Annotated in this window: 20 protein-coding genes and 1 pseudogene; 8 read left to right on the top strand and 13 right to left on the bottom strand. The window is 59.9% G+C overall.

Features of this window, described 5'->3' with window-relative positions; translation table 11 throughout:
• Nucleotides 1–2: 2 nt before the first annotated feature.
• Together boxB and boxA are read left to right on the top strand one after the other, a co-directional pair.
• Nucleotides 3–1,430 carry a benzoyl-CoA 2,3-epoxidase subunit BoxB gene (gene boxB / locus PHS32_RS09225; protein WP_301078636.1) on the top strand — a complete coding sequence of 476 codons (1,428 nt, stop codon included), beginning with the start codon at nt 3–5 and terminating at the stop codon, nt 1,428–1,430.
• Nucleotides 1,431–1,441: 11 nt separating this feature from the next.
• Nucleotides 1,442–2,719, top strand: coding sequence for a benzoyl-CoA 2,3-epoxidase subunit BoxA (boxA, locus tag PHS32_RS09220; RefSeq protein ID WP_301078635.1), 1,278 nt, complete (start codon nt 1,442–1,444; stop codon nt 2,717–2,719).
• A gap of 272 nt (nt 2,720–2,991) precedes the next feature.
• Here boxA and PHS32_RS09215 read toward each other — a convergent pair whose 3' ends face one another.
• From PHS32_RS09215 to PHS32_RS09205, 3 genes are read right to left on the bottom strand one after another with little or no spacing between them, the layout of a single operon-like run.
• Complete coding sequence (locus tag PHS32_RS09215) at nt 2,992–4,971, bottom strand: DUF3732 domain-containing protein (RefSeq protein ID WP_301078633.1); 1,980 nt, start codon at nt 4,969–4,971, stop codon at nt 2,992–2,994.
• On the bottom strand, nt 4,971–5,471 hold the full coding sequence (locus PHS32_RS09210; RefSeq protein ID WP_301078632.1) for a three component ABC system middle component: 501 nt from the start codon (nt 5,469–5,471) through the stop codon (nt 4,971–4,973). The genes PHS32_RS09215 and PHS32_RS09210 overlap by 1 nt, the downstream gene beginning before the upstream one ends.
• Nucleotides 5,468–6,679, bottom strand: a complete 1,212-nt coding sequence (locus tag PHS32_RS09205) for an ABC-three component system protein (protein WP_301078631.1) — start codon at nt 6,677–6,679, stop codon at nt 5,468–5,470. The genes PHS32_RS09210 and PHS32_RS09205 overlap by 4 nt, the downstream gene beginning before the upstream one ends.
• 154 nt (nt 6,680–6,833) lie before the next feature.
• Between PHS32_RS09205 and PHS32_RS09200 the strand changes: the two genes are divergently transcribed.
• Both PHS32_RS09200 and PHS32_RS09195 read left to right on the top strand, forming a co-directional pair.
• A complete protein-coding gene (locus PHS32_RS09200) occupies nt 6,834–7,112 on the top strand; it encodes a type II toxin-antitoxin system RelE/ParE family toxin (RefSeq protein WP_301078630.1) in 279 nt (92 codons plus the stop codon).
• An 8-nt stretch (nt 7,113–7,120) separates the two neighbouring features.
• The gene (locus tag PHS32_RS09195) at nt 7,121–7,396 is read left to right on the top strand and encodes a HigA family addiction module antitoxin (RefSeq protein WP_301078629.1); all 276 of its coding nucleotides are present in this window, start codon (nt 7,121–7,123) and stop codon (nt 7,394–7,396) included.
• A gap of 188 nt (nt 7,397–7,584) precedes the next feature.
• On the opposite strand, the gene PHS32_RS09190 is transcribed toward PHS32_RS09195, so the two are convergent.
• Nucleotides 7,585–7,920 carry a GNAT family N-acetyltransferase gene (locus PHS32_RS09190; RefSeq protein WP_366143469.1) on the bottom strand — a complete coding sequence of 112 codons (336 nt, stop codon included), beginning with the start codon at nt 7,918–7,920 and terminating at the stop codon, nt 7,585–7,587.
• 349 nt (nt 7,921–8,269) lie between these two features.
• Here PHS32_RS09190 and PHS32_RS09185 point away from each other — a divergent pair, with 349 nt between their 5' ends.
• Nucleotides 8,270–8,485: a hypothetical protein gene (locus PHS32_RS09185; protein ID WP_301078628.1), complete on the top strand. Its 216-nt coding sequence runs from the start codon at nt 8,270–8,272 to the stop codon at nt 8,483–8,485.
• On the top strand, nt 8,395–8,709 hold the full coding sequence (locus tag PHS32_RS24220; protein ID WP_366143470.1) for a GFA family protein: 315 nt from the start codon (nt 8,395–8,397) through the stop codon (nt 8,707–8,709). Before PHS32_RS09185 ends, PHS32_RS24220 begins: the two co-directional genes overlap by 91 nt.
• Before the next feature lie 146 nt (nt 8,710–8,855).
• On the opposite strand, the gene PHS32_RS09180 is transcribed toward PHS32_RS24220, so the two are convergent.
• The 4 genes from PHS32_RS09180 to PHS32_RS09165 all read right to left on the bottom strand — a co-directional run bounded on the left by PHS32_RS09180 (nt 8,856) and on the right by PHS32_RS09165 (nt 11,628).
• Complete coding sequence (locus PHS32_RS09180; RefSeq protein ID WP_301078627.1) at nt 8,856–9,464, bottom strand: DJ-1/PfpI family protein; 609 nt, start codon at nt 9,462–9,464, stop codon at nt 8,856–8,858.
• Between the two features lie 239 nt (nt 9,465–9,703).
• Complete coding sequence (locus PHS32_RS09175; protein WP_301078626.1) at nt 9,704–10,267, bottom strand: disulfide bond formation protein B; 564 nt, start codon at nt 10,265–10,267, stop codon at nt 9,704–9,706.
• A 276-nt stretch (nt 10,268–10,543) separates the two neighbouring features.
• Nucleotides 10,544–10,984 (bottom strand): hypothetical protein, encoded by a 441-nt coding sequence (locus PHS32_RS09170; RefSeq protein WP_301078625.1) that lies wholly within the window; start codon nt 10,982–10,984, stop codon nt 10,544–10,546.
• A 17-nt stretch (nt 10,985–11,001) separates the two neighbouring features.
• Nucleotides 11,002–11,628: an RNA polymerase sigma factor gene (locus tag PHS32_RS09165; protein ID WP_301078624.1), complete on the bottom strand. Its 627-nt coding sequence runs from the start codon at nt 11,626–11,628 to the stop codon at nt 11,002–11,004.
• A 126-nt stretch (nt 11,629–11,754) separates the two neighbouring features.
• Between PHS32_RS09165 and PHS32_RS09160 the strand changes: the two genes are divergently transcribed.
• Nucleotides 11,755–12,180: a DUF6249 domain-containing protein gene (locus PHS32_RS09160; protein WP_301078622.1), complete on the top strand. Its 426-nt coding sequence runs from the start codon at nt 11,755–11,757 to the stop codon at nt 12,178–12,180.
• Nucleotides 12,181–12,259: 79 nt separating this feature from the next.
• On the opposite strand, the gene PHS32_RS09155 is transcribed toward PHS32_RS09160, so the two are convergent.
• On the bottom strand, nt 12,260–13,180 hold the full coding sequence (locus PHS32_RS09155; RefSeq protein ID WP_301078621.1) for a LysR family transcriptional regulator: 921 nt from the start codon (nt 13,178–13,180) through the stop codon (nt 12,260–12,262).
• A 159-nt stretch (nt 13,181–13,339) separates the two neighbouring features.
• On the opposite strand from PHS32_RS09155, the gene PHS32_RS09150 reads away from it, so the two are divergent.
• Nucleotides 13,340–13,978, top strand: a complete 639-nt coding sequence (locus PHS32_RS09150) for an NAD(P)-dependent oxidoreductase (protein ID WP_301078620.1) — start codon at nt 13,340–13,342, stop codon at nt 13,976–13,978.
• Between the two features lie 15 nt (nt 13,979–13,993).
• Here the strand turns inward: PHS32_RS09150 and phhA are convergent, their stop codons facing one another.
• The 4 genes and pseudogenes from phhA to hppD form a co-directional block, all read right to left on the bottom strand.
• A complete protein-coding gene (phhA, locus tag PHS32_RS09145; protein WP_301078619.1) occupies nt 13,994–14,896 on the bottom strand; it encodes a phenylalanine 4-monooxygenase in 903 nt (300 codons plus the stop codon).
• Entirely contained in the window at nt 14,880–15,230 is a 351-nt protein-coding gene (locus PHS32_RS09140) for a 4a-hydroxytetrahydrobiopterin dehydratase (protein ID WP_301078618.1), read from the bottom strand. Before PHS32_RS09140 ends, phhA begins: the two co-directional genes overlap by 17 nt.
• A gap of 87 nt (nt 15,231–15,317) precedes the next feature.
• Nucleotides 15,318–15,881 (bottom strand): VOC family protein, encoded by a 564-nt coding sequence (locus tag PHS32_RS09135; RefSeq protein WP_301078679.1) that lies wholly within the window; start codon nt 15,879–15,881, stop codon nt 15,318–15,320.
• 51 nt (nt 15,882–15,932) lie between these two features.
• Nucleotides 15,933–17,000, bottom strand: a pseudogene (hppD, locus tag PHS32_RS09130) (4-hydroxyphenylpyruvate dioxygenase); the annotation flags it as partial.
• Between the last annotated feature and the right edge of the window lie 31 nt (nt 17,001–17,031).

The following is a 17,031-nucleotide window of genomic DNA, read 5'->3' as shown; positions in this document are numbered from 1 at the left end:
GCATGTCCACCATCAACTACAGCGACAAGATTCCCAATAACGTCAACCTCAGCGAAGACCGCACCTTGCAGCGAGCCCTGGAGCAGTGGCAGCCCAATTACCTGCGCTGGTGGAGCGACATGGGGCCCGACGATTCGCAGAACTTCGAGGTCTACCTGCGCACCGCCGTCAGTGTCGACCCGCAGGGCTGGGCCCAGTTCGGCCATGTCAAGATGCCGGACTACCGCTGGGGCATCTTCCTGAATCCGGCCGAGCAGGATCGCAAGATTCACTTTGGCGACCATAAAGGCGAAGCGGCCTGGCAGGACGTGCCCGGCGAGCACCGCGCCAACCTGCGCCGCATCATCGTCACGCAAGGCGATACCGAGCCGGCTTCGGTCGAACAGCAACGCCATCTTGGCCTGACGGCGCCCAGCCAGTACGACTTGCGCAACCTGTTTCAGGTCAACGTGGAAGAGGGGCGCCATCTGTGGGCCATGGTCTACCTGCTGCACAAGTACTTTGGCCGCGACGGCCGGGAAGAAGGCGAGGCCTTGCTGCAACGCCGCAGCGGCCAGCAGGACAACCCGCGCATTCTGCAAGCCTTCAACGAAGAAACACCCGACTGGTTGAGCTTCTTCATGTTCACTTACTTCACCGACCGCGACGGCAAGTTCCAACTGTGCGCCCTGGCCGAGAGCAGCTTCGACCCGCTGGCGCGCACCACCAAGTTCATGCTGACGGAAGAGGCGCACCACATGTTCGTCGGCGAGAGCGGTATTTCGCGCATCATCCAGCGCACGTGCCAGGCCATGAACGAGATGAAGACCGACGACGTGGGCAAGCTGCGCGCGGCCGGCGTGATCGACCTGCCGACCATCCAGCGCTACCTGAATTTCCATTTCAGCGTGACCATTGACCTGTTCGGCTCCGACGAATCGAGCAACGCCGCCACCTTCTACAGCAGCGGCTTGAAAGGCCGCTTCGAGGAAGGCAAGCGGCTGGACGACCACATCCTCAAGGGCGGCACTTACAAGGTGCTGGCGATGCAGGGCGGCGCGCTGGTCGAGAAAGAAGTGGCCATGCTCAATGCGTTGAATGAAGTGCTGCGTGACGATTACATCAAGGACTCGGTCGGCGGCGTCGAGCGCTGGAACAAGGTGATCGAAAAAGCCGGCATCCCGTTCCGGCTGAAAGTGCCGCACAAGGCGTTCCACCGCAACATCGGCGCCCTGGCCAACGTCAAGGTGTCGCCGGACGGCCGCGTCCTGTCCGAGGCCGAGTGGAACAGCCAGGTCGACCACTGGCTGCCCAGCGCCAGCGACCGCGCCTTTGTCGGCAGCCTGATGGGGCGCGTCGTCGAGCCCGGCAAATTTGCCAACTGGATTGCGCCGCCCCTGATGGGCATCAACCGCCAGCCGGCCGACTTCGAGTACGTGCGCTTCAACTGATCGCCAACGCCATGAGTGAAAGCGCCGCCATCCGGCAGCATTTGATCGACCCGGAGATTTGCATTCGCTGCAATACCTGCGAGGCCACCTGCCCGGTGGCCGCGATCACGCACGACTCGCGCAACTATGTGGTCGATGTCAGCAAATGCGACTCCTGCATGGCCTGCATCCCGCCCTGTCCGACCGGCGCCATCGACAACTGGCGCACGCTGTCGCGGGCTCAGGCCTACAGCGTGGAAGCGCAACTCGGTTGGGACGTGTTGCCGGCGGAATTGACGGCGCCGGAGCTTGCTGTGTCGGGCCCGGTTGCAGCAGTACCGGCTGCACTGGCGCCGGTCGCGCCGCCCTCGGTTGCCGTTGCCAGCATTGACGCCGCCGACTTCGATGGCGCACATTACGGCGCGACGCTGCCGCCCTGGTCGGCGGCCCATGCCTACACCAATCTGTATGGCCCCAAGGCGCCTGAAAAAGCTATCACTGCGACGGTTGCGGGCAATGTGCGCGCCACCCAGGTCGGTCGTGACTACGACACGCACCATATCGTGCTGGACTTCGCCGCGCTGCCGTTCCCGGTGCTGGAGGGCCAGTCGATCGGCATCATCCCCCCCGGCAGCGACGCCAGCGGCCGGTCGCACCATGCACGCCAGTACTCCATCGCCAGTGCGCGCAACGGCGAGCGGCCCGGCTACAACAACCTGGCGCTGACGGTCAAGCGCGTGCTGGCGGACCATCAAGGTCAGCCGGTGCGCGGCGTCTGTTCCAACTACCTGTGCGACTTGCAGGTGGGCGACAAGGTGCAGGTGATAGGCCCGTTCGGCAGCAGCTTTCTGATGCCCAACCACCCCGGCTCCCACATCGTGATGATCTGCACCGGCACCGGCAGCGCGCCCATGCGCGCCATGACCGAGTGGCGGCGCAGATTGCGTCAGACGGGTAAATTCAAGGGCGGCAAATTGATGCTGTTCTTCGGCGCCCGCAGCCAGGAAGAACTGCCTTACTTCGGCCCGCTGCAAAACCTACCGAAAGATTTCATAGACATCAACTTTGCCTTCTCGCGCACACCGGAGCAGCCCAAGCGCTATGTGCAGGATGCGATGCGCGAACGCGCCGCTGATCTGGCGAACTTGCTGAGCGACAGCAACAGCTACTTCTATGTCTGCGGCCTCAAGAGCATGGAACAGGGCGTGCTGATGGCGCTGCGCGACGTGGCGCAGGAGGCCGGGCTTTCCTGGGACGATGTAGGTGCCGCGCTCAAGAGGGAAGGGCGTTTGCATCTGGAGACCTACTGAGCTGAGCCGTTGGCGCTACCGCTACTGAATGACAGGGTGAAAACGCCCCCATCAGGTGAACCCACACACCAAACCAGTCATTCGCTGGGCAGGGGCGATTGCGAGTAGCCGATTGGAGTCGTAGCGTTTCTCGACTCGACCCCGGATAGCGGACCTTTACATTATCAGCAGCTAGTAATCCCGATTTACTTGGACTTCAGACCACTGTCCCGAAGCTAGGTGTTCACGTGGGGATTACTATAACCCGGCCATCAGGAAGCTCATCCAGAGCGCTATTGCATCCACTCCATTGGGACAAGCTTAGTGCCACCGCGCCAGTCTTCGACACCCACCACGCCTTCGACGTCGCCCCAAACCTCTTTCGAGGCATGATCCAGAACGAGGACTTGCAGCTTGCCTTGCGCTGCATTCACGACTTGCCCTAGCACCTGGAATGCCTTTCGAACCGCCTCGACGTCTTCGTCCCGTGTTAGCTGCGGATCGTCGTCAACTTGGTCACCATCCCTGTCCACAACCTTTGTTGGGAAGTAAACCTGACTCGGCTGATCAAGCACGAGAAAAGCGGGAATCGGGCTCTTCGTCTGCGATAAAAAGAACTGGTGAAGCCCAAGCAGGACAGCAAGATGATATGACAACCAATTTGACCCACTGCCAATTTCGGACAAGTAGTCAGCACGATCCAATCCAATGACCTTTACGGTCAAGTCATCCACTTCCAGGGACACAGGGTCCTCCGGTCTTTCAGCGTCAAGTAGTGGCAGTAAACGGGCAGCGTTCGTGTTCACGTTTTGCAAAGCCCGTCGCTTCCGTGCGTCAATGTCCTGCCCTCGAAGCTTCGCGCGTAGATCCAGCTCCAGCTCTGTCAGACGGCTAACCTCTTCGACCAGTTCTGCATCACTGCCGAGGCGACGGTGGAGATCAAGAGCCGCCTCAAGGTTCCCCACAAATCGCTCGGCCTTCTTAGCAGAATATTGCCGTGAGCGCGCCTCATCGGACCGGCTTGAGAGTGCTCGTCTTCTAATTTGAACAGACTTAAGTCGTTCTGACGTTACGTCAACCTCAGTGGTAACTCTTTGAAGCTCGCGTTCGAAAGCTGCTGGAACCTCGGTGTCAACGCCGACCTCAACCTCTACCTCCTTCAAACGCTCCGCAAGGTGAGTCAGCTTTCTCTGGGAGGACTCCGTATGACTTCCACACACGGGGCAGTCTGAGCCATGCCCAGCATGTGACGAGATCCATTTCGAAAGCTGGAGGCGATCGCGCTGAACGATGAGTGCCCCTTGGTAGGCATCAGCGCCACGTCGCATACGGTTCATTTCCTCAAGACGGTGCCGAAGGACCGTTAGCTCACGCGACACGGTTCGTTCTTCCCCCTCAAGGGAGCCGAGCTCTTGCATGGCGTCGGTTATCGTGTTGGTAGTGACGGCCAAGGTGAGGTCGGTGCGCGATACGATCTCCGACAGAAGCTCAATCATCTGGTCGCGAGAAGGCTCGACGTCAGTACGTGTTGTCAGGCCAAGTTCCTGTGCCTCGCTAAACTTGGCTTTGAGATCTGCAAGCCACTGAGCCGATACCTCGCGAGCCTGCTTTAGTTCTCGCTCCTTCCGACGAAGTTCCTGTTGCGTTCGCCGTAGTTCAAATTGCATCGCCATGAGCGAGGGCGTAACCGCACCCAAAACATACGGGAAAATCTTCCTGAGCTTTTCTCGATGCTCGTACGTGTTGGTCTTGAAGAACAGGACATCTGGGTTTGCTACGACGTTTTGAGGCTGGAACGTAAATGCGGCCAAGTCTCGAAAGGACGGTCGTCCACCGAAACCTGTCGCCGACTCATCACCACCAGAGAAGTCGAGGTTAGTGAGACCAGCAAGCTCATCAAGGAGTCGGCGAATGGCATCTGCCGATGTGTTCTTTGTTACCGAGAGCGGGAGCTCGGCAATGCTAGTCGCTTCCATGATGAACATGTCCTCGGTGCTCCGCTGCGCGCCTGGCTCTCGCCTTGCAAGAAGTTTCTCACCCTGGGATGTTGCAATCACCACGCCGAACCACTCACAGTTTTTTCGGATCGTGTTTACAGGGATAGAGCAGCTACCCGAACCAAGGCAGTAGTCGATGATGGGGATTACTGCAGACTTTCCTGTCCGTGAAGCTCCACTAATGACGTTGACCTTACCCAGTTGGAACTTCACCCGCCGGGGCGGTTTATCCGCTCCGCGGGGCCACAGCACGATTTCCTTTATCTGAAAGAACATCAGAACCTCACCTTCAACGTATTCGCAATTTCATGCGTGGTCAACTGCCCGCACCAATGGCCAAGCTTCTCTGCATCAACCATCAACTGCCTGACGTCGTCTGCCATTCCACGAGCATTCGTTCTTGACAACGGGAGTACTGTTCCACTATCTGTGACGCTCAGCAATTGGCCGGCCACAGCGAGTTCAAGTGAGTGCAGGCTAAGTACCTTCCATCGCGCCGTTCGATCATGCAACTGGAGAAGAAGGTCTTGCTTGGAGACCCTTGAGTCACCGAACTTGGTTGCGAACGCGCGCAAGCCTGATCGCTTCTGTGTGCTAGTTACAAATTCCGCAGTGTCCCGATGAAGGACAACTGGGAGGACGAGAAAAACGATGGGCAACTGAGGTGACTCGCAGGTCGGACTGGCGTCGACAAATCCGCAGCAAAAGCGCCAGAGTAGGGTTGCCCCAAGCGCCGGATTCTGAACGTTTTGAACCTCTCTGGCTAGTGACGTCATGCCGCCCTCTTGACTTTTAGCAGGGATTCGTAGCTCGGATGCCAGCCTATGAACAAGTCGTCAGCCAATCGATGCAGGCATCCGGGTATGAAATGGGCCGGAGTGTCTTTTGCCTGTAGAGGTGCCTTCTCTTCTAAACAGTTCCTATAAAGCAATTCTCCTTGCCGATCTAGAGGCAGCGCTTGATGCAGAATCGACAACGTGCTTCTTCTGTTCTTCCATGTTCGCCTCAGCTTGTCGTTGAGGTCGTCAAACGATGACTCGTCAACGTCCCCCCTAATTGCCCACTCAGTTCGATCGGCGCAAGCCATCAGGAAATCATTTATCGCTTCAAGCTTGTCTTCGAAGTCGAGGCCAATCAGATCCAGCTGGCGCACAAACATTTCTGGCAAGTTGCGCATGGCCTCATCCCGTGTAGGATGCTTGGCAAAGCTGGTGAGAACCGTATCGCTGTCCACCTTGCGACAAAAAGAACTGTAAATGGTGTGAATTTCGTCTCGACTGATAACCGCCGGCAATGCCTTTTCAAGCAGTTCGTCGACTCGTCGCTTTACGACCCCGCAAATGTAGTCAGCAATGTCGCGCACCTTGGACGGTCGTACCGGATGAGTACGTATCAAATCTTCCAGGTCGGCACTTGGGCTCCCGCTTCCGCATACCAGTCTGAAATTGCGAATGATCAGACTCACTCTGGACTCGTCTAAAGCAAGCACGCGGTTGACGTACGTGGCAATTTCCGGCGACAAGCTCTCACGCAAAGCGAAATCCGGGGCTGGCCCCCAAAGCGCCAGACGCGCGGCCGCAATTGCCGCAGAAGCCGCGTCGATGGTCGTGGCGTCGTGGAACGCTCGAACTATTGGCCCGTCGACCGGCCGCGACACGTAAATTTCGAAGATGGTGTGTTCAGTTTGATAATCTGCGCTCGAGAGCAAGTCCAACCAATTGGAGAAGGTCTTCCAGAGGGACTTGGCCCGGTCTGCAACAGGATTCGCCGTGAGGGCGCTCTTACTCTGCACCAAGCGCAGCCCATCACGAGGCGATTCCTCGGCAATGTCATCAAGGCACTCGAGGCTACAGAACGCCTCTGGTGCAGCCTCGAGCAGCATGTGGGTGAGGCGGGTGTACTGCAGTGCATATCCCAGGGCTTGCCCCGAAGCATCTGTATTTCGCTTCTTCCTTCTTGCTCGCGAACTTTGGGGCTTTGTCACTGACTGTCCCTCCTGGCTGTTCTGTTTTGTACCTGCGGATTTTCGACTATATCTTACATATGCCTGTTCCCGCGATAGCCCCAAAAGCGCCCCTGATCACACTCCTGATCAAACTCCTTGTAGCCTGATGCGCTACGGACTACAATCTGCCCAAATGATCAAGAGTTTCCGTCACAAAGGTTTGCAACGCTTTTTTGAAACGGGCAGCAAGTCAGGAATACAGGCTGCGCACGCTTCCAAGCTGCGCCTACAGTTGGCTGCTCTGGATCAAGCGGTAAAGCCCGAAGACCTTTCGGCGCCGTCTTGGGCGCTGCACCCCTTGAAGGGTGAGCTGAAAGGCCATTGGGCGCTTACTGTCAATGGAAACTGGCGCATGGTGTTCGCCTTTGAGGGTGAGGATGCCGTGCTTGTTGATTACCGGGACTACCACTGAGGTTCAATATGACTCGTATGCACAACCCGCCGCACCCTGGCGAAGTCCTCCGGGAGTATTTGGGCGACATCACCGTGACAGAAGCCGCGGTGAAGCTGGGCGTCAACCGCGTCACTCTGTCGCGCGTGGTCACTGGCTCTTCAGGTGTTTCCGCCGACATGGCTTATCGCCTGGCTGAAGCCTTTGGGACCAGCCCTGAGTTGTGGGCAGGCTTGCAGTTGCAGTACGACTTGTACCAGGCGGGCAAGATGAAGCGTCCGCGAATCGAGCGGCTGGCAGCCTAGAGCGCGCCCATGCGCGCCATGACCAAGTGGCGCTGGCGCTCAAGAGGGAAGGGCGCCTGCATCTGGAGACCTACTGATCCGCGCCACAGCTGGCAGTCGGGGCGAGATGGGCGAATATCCGATTGATTGAGGGCGGAAGTGGCGTTGCCAAATAGGCCTGCTCCAAGCGGCAAGCGCCTGTCAACTCGTCATGAGGCCAACTTTACGTACTCTTCGTCGTCAACGGCAATGCCTCGAATCATGTCATTGCCCACCAATAGCCGGTTGAACTCATAGCCGGCCTTTTGCAGCACCCGCGCCGACGCGGTGTTGCCCTTCGTTACGGTGGCTACCAAGCGGTGCACTCCCTGGGCCATCAAGTGTTGTGTAGCCCCCGCAACCGCCTCTGTTGCATAGCCCTGCCCCCAATGCTGGTGAAAGAAGTAGTAGCCAAAGTTGACAGCCTCCAGCGTGCTGCTGACTTCGGCATCGACTCTGCCGATGTACACGCCGTCCGACTTGCACCGTACCGCCCGGTGGGCCACGCAAACTGGCCATCGGGCGCCATCCTGTTCTCAATGCCCCGCCAGCGCGCACGCAGCCATTCCAGACTTGGCGGTTTCTTCATGGAAATCCACTGGTACAGAGGCTCTTCCTGCAGCGGTGCAAAGAAGGCGTCGGCATGGCGCTCACCCATGGGTTCAAGCGCAAGTCGCGGGGTAGAAATGGGGGCACCTAGTGTGAGCGCAATGGTTGACTGCATGGGGATAATTGTCTACTCCGGCTGGTCTAGAGCTTAGCGCATGGCTCGCCGTCGGAAGGTACTCGCCATGCATTAGCCGCCACGATAATCCGTCTGACACCCACCCTTCCAAGTACTGGAGCCAAAAATGATTGAAAGTCACGCAGGAGGCTGTGCTTGCGGCGCAGTTCGTTACCGCGTTTATGGAAAGCCCGCCTTCAGCACTGTGTGCCATTGCAAGTTCTGTCAGCGAAGACTGGCAAGCGCGTTCGCTGCCATTGCTTCCTTCGACGAACACTCTGTGGAGTTCCTTCAAGGGCAATTGGCAGAGTGCGAGCATCGTTCTGATGAAAGCGGGCGCTGGTTGAGAATGAACTTCTGCCCGAATTGCGGAACGACTGTGGCCCATACCGCGGAGGTCCGACCGGGGATGAGAAGCATTGCAGCAGGAACCTTTGATGAAACGGATTGGTTCGTAATCGACAGACATATCTGGGTCCGGTCGAAGCTGCCCTGGGTCTCCATTCCGGAGGGTGTTGCAACATTCATGCAGGGGTCTGCGCCAAACCCGAAACCTGGTTCCGGCACGTAACATCGGAATGTCCGGTGTTGCAGGGTCTAGCTGCTTAGAGCACCGTCCCGACAGGCACCACGCGCTGCGCAAGCGACGGTCAAATTGCGACCATGTCCTGATGGGATCGAGTCAACCTGCAGCGGCCACTTACCCCGCTTCAAATATCAAGGCTTCACAAGCAGATAGGGGGTGATATTCGCCAGCGCACGTTCGACGTAGAGTTCCTTTTCGCCAACCGGGGCAACGTAGTGCATCGCTGATTTGGCGGCTTCCAGGCCTTCAAATCGCGCAATCACCCAAGCCGCCAAATACTGAGACGACAGGCAACCACCTGCGGTAGCCAGATTGCCATCCGCGTAGAACGGCTGGTTAAGCACATCGACTCCAGCTTCTTCTACCCACGGCTTCGTCAGCAAGTCAGTGCAAGCGGGAATCCTCTTCAAGTAACCGAGCTTGGCCAGCATCAGAGTGCCAGAGCATTGCGCACCAATAAGCTGTCGTGACGGGTCGAGTTTCAACTGCCCCATGACGCTCTGGTCGCTGGCAATGTCGCGGGTTTTCATTCCGCTGCCGAAAAGCACCGCATCCGCTTCGCAGGCATCAGCCAGCGTGGACTGCGCGTGCAAGGTAACACCATTCATTGATGTGACCGTAGGGGTGGGGCAGGACAAGGTAACGCGCCAACCAGGCTTCTTGATGCGATTCAGAATGCCAAGGGCGACCAGCGAGTCGAGTTCATTGAACCCGTCAAATGTGAGTATTGCAATGTGCATCGGTCAACTATATCGCGCCGACTGTGTGCGCAGAAGGGCCAATATTGATAACGTTTGCAAGTGAACTTTTGCACCTATGCACGTATTGTTGGCTCGGTAATGGCGTAGTGATGATTGGAGGCCATCGACCAGCAGCGGACGGTCCCACATTTGGTTCCGAGTACCGGCTGAACGCAGATACCCGACGTTCAAAATTCCAGACGGTTGACGCTCAACGTCCGCGCTCACTCCGATCGAAGCTAACGCTCCGGACGAAAGCCCGGGGAGTCGTCAACTGCTGGCGCAGGGAAGACGGTCATCTTCTGAGCGACCAGCACCAACGCGGCCGTCAAGGCCAGGCACCAGAGAGCCACCCAAATCCAGAACGTCACCGATTGCCCGAGAAACGTCCAACTCACATCGCCGCACATGGCCCGCGGCTCGAACATTGCGGGTAGCCATGCATCGAGGGCGAGCCACGACGGAAATCCCTTGAATCGGGCACAGCCGGTGGCGCCGCCTTCCCGTACCACGCGCTCCAGGTTGAGCAGGAGGTTGGCCCGGTACAGACTCCAGCCCAGAGCGCCCATCCAGACCGCCAGCCCCGCCAGGCGAAAGGCGGGCACCCTGGGCGCCAGCGCCCCGAGCAGGCCCGCGACCCCCACGCCCAGGACGCCGAGTCGGATGTAGATGCATTCGTTGCAGGGCGGCACATTGAAGACATGCTGCAGTGTCAGTGCAGTCCCGTCGAGCGCCAGGGCAACGGCTGCCAGCAGCAGCCAGGGCCAACGTTGCAGGGACAGTGATTTGATGGTCTGGAACAACAGTGCCTCCTTGGAGCTAAGGATAAGTGGGTCAAGCTGCCGGCGAGCGAACTCGCGCTAGCGGATAGCTAACGAATATATGCGAGCAAGAAGCCTTGCGGTCCAAGTCTTCCTTTTGCAGGTGAGTGGGTGAGAGTCAAAATGATAGAGAGCGTTTTCCTTCGCCCGCAATGAGCGCGACCCGATCCAATGAACGACCACCTTTTCCGGCGAGGATGCGCGCCATGACCCAGTGGCGCTGGCGTTCAAGAGGCAAGAGCGGCTGCACCTGGAGACCTACTGATCCGCGCCGAACAGCCACCCCGGTCGGGCGAACCGATCGAGCCAGACGCTGGCGCCTGCTGCCAGGCCAATCACCAGGGCCAGCATCGACAGGGTCACTGCCGGATCGATACCCAGAACACGTTGTAGCCAGGGCAGGGCCAGGTTGGCGCAAGCCCCGGCGCTAAACGCAATCACCAGGATCAAGGCCAGCGTGTCGCGTTGCAGGCGAATGTGGCCGCGTTGCAGCCGTTGCAGCGCTTGCGTGTATTCCAGCTCCAGTGCGCGCTTGCGCGATTCCAGGCCGGATGCGGCGTCCCGCCGCACGGCGCTCAGCAAGCCGGAGCGAAAGCCGTCGGGCAGTGGCGGTGCACGCAGCGCCTGTAGCAGCGCCCGATCCAGCACGCGCTCTTGCTCCGCTGACAGTGCCGGCTCGTCGACTGGAATTGAATTCATGGGCATGGTGTTACTCCTCACAGCCATAGGGATGGGCTGGCAAGCCCCTTGGCCTGCAGCGCTTGGTACAGGGCCTGGCGAGCCCGGTGCAAATGGGTTTTGACAGTGCCCTGCGGCAAGTCCAGCATGCTGGCGACCTCGTCGACCGAATGCTCCTCGAAGTAGTACAGCTTCAGGCAGGTCTGATAGGCCTTGGGCAGGGAATCCACCATGTGTCGCAGCAGCGCCAGCGCGGCCGCGTCGTGATCTGGCGCCGCCGCGGGCAACTGCTCAATAGCGTCCCAGGTCACGGCATCGTCCCGCTGCGCGCCGGCCTGCTTGCGGCGTGCCAGCTCGGTGAGACAGCGATTGCGGGCAATGGCGTAGATCCAGGTCGACAGGGCTGCGGTGCCGGCGTTGTAGCTCGACAGCGAGCGCCAGACGCGCAGCAGGCTGTCCTGCGCGAGGTCCTGGGCGGTATGGGTGTCGCGCAGCAGCGCCAGGCACAGATGGAACACCTTGGCGTCGTAGCGTTGCACCAGATATTCAAAAGCCAGGTGGTTTTGACCATCGTGCAGCAAGCCGACGATGTCCGCATCCCGTTGGGCTGCGTCCGTCTCTCCCATGGAAGCAGGCAATCGGGAAAGTGCTTGATCGTTGGGCATTAGCGTTGATACCTGCTGGTTTTGAATCGGTTTCAACAAGGGTGGATTATTTTTTTTCAAAACGATGAAACCCTGACACGGCGTGGCGGGTATCAACACACGTCAATCCACTAACAGGAGTTTCCCATGGACGATCTAAAACATATCATGCCCCTGATGATTCCCATCATCGCCATTGTGATGGGCATCGGCATCGGCATGCTCGCGCTGTGGCTCGACCATGAAAAGAAGACCCGCATGTTCGAGCTGCACCACAAGGAGCGCTTGCTGGCCATCGAGCGCGGCATGGAAGTGCCGCCTTTGCCACCCGAGTTCTTCACGAATGGGCGCGGGCGCGAATGTGGCGCCAAGGTCAACAGCCTGCACCGGGGCCTGGCGTTGCTGTTGCTGGGACTGGCGTTGGGCGTTGCCTTGTTCGTCAACGAGGGTCCCGAGGCGGCAACCTGGGCTCTATTGCCGATCGCGCTGGGCGTGGCGCAACTGATTTTCTACCGGGTCGGCGCCGCGCCAGCCCCTGAGGTCGACGCGGTCAAGAGCGAGGTCAATCGCTAGGCATCGCTGGTCAATCAGACCTCAGTTATCGAGCGCTTGGCAGCCTGGAGCGCGCCCCTGCGCGCCCTGACCGAGTCATCTACCGCGCTTCAGGTGTTGTGCTGGCATTCAAGTGCGCCACGTAAAAGTCGATGAAGGCCCGCACCTTGGGCTGTATGTGCCGGCCGGGTGCGTATACGGCGTAGATGCCGCCTTCCGGCAGCCGCCATTCGGGCAGCAGTCTGATCAGGTCGCCGCGGCGTACCAGTTCGTCGGTGCTGAGTTGGTCCATCACCGACACGCCGGCGCCTTCGAGCAGCAAGGCGCGCAGCGTGGCAGCCGAGTCGCAGCGCAAGCGACTGGCCGTCCGCACGGTCCGCAGTTCGCCCTGAGCTCCGGTGAAATGCCAGGTCAGCGGCGTGGGTAGCAAGGTGAGCGTGACCCAGTCCATCTGCGCCAAGTCTTCGGGTGCTTGCGGCAACCCCGAGCGGCGCAGGTAATCGGGCGACGCCACCACCCACTGGCCGAACGTACCGAGGCGGGTGGCACGCAGGGTCGAGTCGCGCAGCCAGCCCATGCGGATGGCCACGTCTATCCCTTCGGCCACCAGGTTGACAACCATGTCACTTGAGCGAAGTTCAATTTGCAGTTGCGGGTGCAGCCGAGCGAACCTGGCCACGGTACCGGCCAGCGATTGCACCGCATGCTCGACCGTGCAGGCGATCCGCAGAGTGCCTTGGAGTAGGTCCCGCTGGCCCAGGCCGGCCAGCGTTTCCTGCGCGTTGCGCAACAGCGGCACGCACTCGTCAAGCAGCTTCTGCCCGGCCTCGGTCACCAGTACGCGACGCGTGGTGCGTGTCAACAGACCGACGCCCAGACGCGCCTCCAGCCGGCCGACCTCCAGGCTGACGCGGGCCTTGGATAGCCCCAGCCGCTCGGCTGCGGCGGTGAAGCCGCCGGCCTGCGCCACCGCGGCGAACACCAGCACGGCATTCAGGTCAACCGCCGTCTCATGTCGCATGGCTGGATGCTTTCACGACCTCGCTAATTGTCAAAAAATTCATAACAATGAATTCTAACTTTCGCTCTTTATCTGAACAAAGAAAGCTGCGAAAGTTGCCCCCTCAGGTCGTCGGCAACGACCGGCATCCCTCCTTATCTACTTGAAAGAAAACACATCATGAACATCGCACTCATTGGCGCCAGCGGCTTCATCGGCTCAGCCTTGCTGGCCGAAGCACTGAACCGCGGTCATCGCGTGACTGGCCTGGTTGGTCGCCCGGAACGCCTGGCGGCCCATCCTTTGCTGACGGCCCTGCAATCCGACGTGCTCGACACCGCTGCCCTGGCGGCACAGCTCAGGAGCCACGATGTCGTGCTCACCGCGTTCAGCGGCCACGCCCAGAAAGACGTCGAGGACTACTACCTGAAGGGCTTCCGCTCCATCCTCCAGGCGACGCGAGAGGCGGGCGTATCACGTCTGCTGGCGGTCGGCGGTGCCGGCTCTCTGGAAGTGGCGCCAGGCGTACAACTGCTAGACACAGCTGAATTCCCGGCGGCCTACAAGGGAACGGCGGAAGGCGCACGCAAGGCACTGCACCTGCTGCGCGCCGAGACGGCGCTGGATTGGAGCATGCTGAGCCCCAGCCTCTTCATCGAGCCAGGCCAGCGAACTGGACAGTTCCGCCTCGGCACCGAGCAGTTGATCACCACTGCCGCGGGCGACAGCCGCATCTCCGTGCAGGACTATGCCGTGGCGCTGCTCGACGAACTGGAGCACCCGGCCCACAGCCGCAGCCGCTTCACCGTAGGTTACTAATGCCGTAGAGCTTGATCATGTCGGTGCCACGCAGCTGTTTCGCTTGGCGCGGTGGTAAGCGCCCGATCCCCGCGACAGCACCCAGTCGGACGGTAACACCGCGCCCGGCGCAAGGTCCGGTTGACCCAGTACCCGTTGGTAGAGGGTTGCGAAATCGATGCTGGCCAGCTCAAGCAGTTGCGCCAGATCATCGATGACAAAATAGGTTTCCTGAAAATCATCAATGCGGTAGCTGGTGCGCATCACCCGTTCCAGGTCGAAGCGCAGGCGGTTCGGCGATGCGTCGTCGAGCGAAAAAACGCTCTCCGTGGCGGACGAGGCAATACCCGCACCGTAGATCTTCAGGCCGTCCTTCTGCCGCATCAGGCCGAACTCGACCGTGTACCAGTAGACGCGCGCCAGTTTGTCCAGCACGCCCAGTTTCTGCGCCCGCAAGCCCCCCACACCGTAGGCCTGGATGTAATCGGCCATGGTGGGATTCATCAGCAGGGGCACATGACCGAAGACGTCGTGAAAGACATCGGGCTCTTCCAGGTAATCGAGTTGATGCGGCTGGCGGATGAAGTTGCCGGCCGGGAAGCGGCGATGGGCCAGGTGTTCGAAAAAGACCTCGTCGGGCAGCAGCCCCGGCACCGCCACGATTTGCCAGCCGGTGCGCGGCAGCAGAAGGTCCGACAGCCGCCGGAAATCGGGAATCTGACTGGCGTCTATCGGTAACTGGGCCATGCCTTGCACGAACGCATCGCAGGCGCGTCCCAACAGCAAGCGGCTTTGCCGCTCAAAAAGGGTTTTCCAGACGCCGTGTTGCTGGGCGGTGTAGTGCTGCCAGCCCTGGTCCATGGTCCAGTCGGCGCGCTCCGGCCGCGCCGAGTGGTCGGCCGCAAGCCCGTGCCTGGCGGTTTCAGCCGGCGGCGGCATCGTCGCGACCTTCGCAAGTTGCAACAGGCGTGGCCGGCCGGCAGCGCGAAAAGACCTGATCGATCAGGCGCGCCAGCGCCATGTCCTTGCTGGACAGACCCTTGACGTCGTGCGTCGTCAGCGTGATGACGACACGGTTATAGACGTTGGACCATTCGGGGTGATGATCATGTTTCTCCGCCAGCAAGGCGACCTGGCTCATGAAGCCGAAGGCCTCGGTGAAGTCGGCAAAAACAAACTCGCGCGTTATCAGGCCGCCGCGAGCGGCGTCGAAACGCCAGTCGGGGTGTTGCGCGAGTTGCTCCGCCAGCGTTTGGGCATCCAGTTTCTTCATATCAAATCCTCGCCGGCAGCGCGCTGCCACGGCACTCACCCAAAGCGCTGCGCAGGGTGGTCGGATGTGTCGAGTCCGGCTCGATGCTCATGGCCCGAACTCGCGTTGGTGCAGAAATGCTGCGTGCTTGGGTGCGCGCTTGCTGCTGGACCATTCTTCCAGCATGTCCCATTTCACCGCATCCAGTTTTTTCAGTATGGCCTCTTCTTCGGGGTCCGGACAGGCCAATTCCAGGCGGTGACCGTTCGGATCGAAAAAGTAAATCGAGTGAAACACGCCATGGTCGGTCACCCCCAGCACCGCTACGCCCTGAGCCTCCAAGTGGGCCCGGAACGCAAGCAAGGTGGCGCGGTCCCTGACCTTGAAGGCGATGTGCTGCACCCAGCTTGGCGTATTCGGGTCGCGCCCCATGGGCGGCTGGGTCGGCAGTTCAAAGAACGCCAGCACGTTGCCCTGTCCTGCATCCAGAAAGACGTGCATGTAGGGGTCTGGCGCCTTGGTGGAAGGCACGAAGTCCTCGGCAATGGCGAGGACAAAGTCCATCTTCAGCATCTGCTGGTACCACAGCACGGTCTCCCTGGCGTCTTTGCAGCGGTAGGCGACATGGTGAATGCGCTCGATTTTCAGGCCGTCACTCTGGACTTCCGGCATCCCGTTTCGGGTGGGGGACAGCGCTGAAGAGGGGTCCGGCAAGCCCTTGGGTTCGATCACGCCGCGGCGCAATTGATCGCGTTCCAGCGATTCGAACAGCGCCTTGAAATTGCCTTCGCCAAAGCCCTCGTCGCCCTGGCGTTGGATGAACTCAAAGAACACCGGCCCCAACTGCGCTTCCGAAAAGATCTGCAGCAACAAACGGGGCCTGCCGCCTTCGGTACTGCCATCCAGCAGGATGCCCCGCGTTTGCAGCTCCGGCACCGGTTGACCATGGCCAGGCAGGCGGCCGTCCAGCATCTCGTAATAACTGGCGCTGGGCGCCGCCATCAGCGGCACGCCGGCACGCGCCAGCCGGTCCACCGTGCCGATCAGGTCATCGCAGATCAGGGCAATGTGTTGAATGCCCTCGCCGTTGAACTTCAGCAGGAATTCTTCAATCTGTCCGCCGCCCTGTTTCGATTCCTCGTTCAACGGGATGCGGATTTTGCCGTCGGGCGCGGTCATGGCGCGCGAGGTCAGGCCGGTGTATTCACCTTGAATGTCGAAGTAGCGAATTTCGCGGAAGTTGAACAGCTTCTCGTAGAAGCCGCCCCAAAACGCCATGCGACCGCGGTACACGTTGTGCGTCAGATGATCGATCGACTTCAGACCGTGGCCCGCCGGGTGACGATCCACACCGTCGAGGAAGTCGAAGTCAATGTCGTAGATCGATTTACCGTCTTCAAAGCGATCGATCAAGTACAGCGGCGCACCGCCAATGCCCTTGATGGCGGGCAGGTGCAGTTCCATCGGCCCGGTCTTGATCTCGATCGGCTGTGCGCCCAACTCGATGGCGCGCTGGTAGGCCAGGTGCGCGTCCTTGACGCGAAACGCCATGCCGCAGGCGCACGGACCGTGCTCGGCGGCAAAGTAAGCCGCCACGCTTTTGGGTTCACGGTTGACGATGAAATTGATGTCGCCCTGGCGAAATAGAACCACGTCCTTGGACCGGTGCCTGGCCACCAAAGTGAAGCCCATGCGCTCAAAAACAGCTTCCAGCAGACCGGCCGTGGGCGAGGCGAATTCAACGAACTCAAAACCCATCAGACCCATAGGGTTTTCAAACAAATCAGGCATCACGGTTTCCCCAAAATAGGACGCAAAAGCA

Source organism: Rhodoferax sp. (assembly GCF_028714215.1).
Taxonomy (GTDB): domain Bacteria; phylum Pseudomonadota; class Gammaproteobacteria; order Burkholderiales; family Burkholderiaceae_C; genus Rhodoferax.
The sequence above is the reverse complement of the archived record's forward strand: the minus strand, read 5'-3'. Positions and strand labels throughout refer to the sequence as shown.